Annotated in this window: 2 pseudogenes; one reads left to right on the top strand and one right to left on the bottom strand. The window is 69.0% G+C overall.

Annotation, left to right across the window (positions count from 1 at the left end):
- Positions 1 to 272, bottom strand: a pseudogene (locus CFP71_RS41900) (N-acetyl-gamma-glutamyl-phosphate reductase); the annotation flags it as partial.
- 102 nt (positions 273 to 374) lie between these two features.
- Here CFP71_RS41900 and CFP71_RS41895 point away from each other — a divergent pair.
- Positions 375 to 617 (top strand): annotated as a pseudogene (locus CFP71_RS41895) (helix-turn-helix transcriptional regulator); the annotation flags it as partial.
- Positions 618 to 662: the final 45 nt, after the last annotated feature.

Here is a 662-nt window from a genome sequence, read left to right as displayed (position 1 = left end):
TCCGGGCCGAGCTGGGCGGCGATGGCACCGGAGTGGCCGTGCGGCAGGGCGAGGAACACGACGTCGTGCCCGGCCAGGGTTTCCGGAGTCGTCTCCAGGAGGACACGGTCGGCCAGCGGCGCGAGGTGCGGCTGGTGCTGGACGAGTGGCGTCCCCGCGGAGCTGGCCGCGGTGAGCGCGCCGATCTGGATTTCGGGATGGGTCAGCAGCAGGCGCAGGAGTTCGCCGCCCGCGTACCCGCTGGCTCCGGCCACCGCGATCTTCACCGTCATACGTATGATTATGCACAGCCGTGCAAGTTCAATCAAACAAAGGTCGCGCGGCTCACCCGAAATAGGCCATCCCCTGTCCTTTGTACGGGGCATCCTTGCGGTATGACGGACACGCCCGCCCGGCTGCTCAGCCTGCTGTCGCTCTTGCAGACCCCTCGCGAGTGGCCTGGCAGCGAGCTCGCCGACCGGCTGGAGGTCAGCCCTCGGACCATCCGCCGCGACATCGACAGGCTGCGCGAACTCGGTTACCCCGTCGAAGCCTCGCGAGGTTCTGAAGGTGGCTACCGGCTGGGCGCGGGCGCGGCGATGCCACCGCTGCTGCTCGACGACGAGGAGGCCGTCGCGGGATCGGAAGAGCGTAGGGTAGGGGTAGGGTGGGTGGCGCGGTGA

Origin of the sequence: Amycolatopsis thailandensis (assembly GCF_002234405.1) — a bacterium.
Taxonomy (GTDB): domain Bacteria; phylum Actinomycetota; class Actinomycetes; order Mycobacteriales; family Pseudonocardiaceae; genus Amycolatopsis; species Amycolatopsis thailandensis.
The sequence above is the reverse complement of the archived record's forward strand: the minus strand, read 5'-3'. Positions and strand labels throughout refer to the sequence as shown.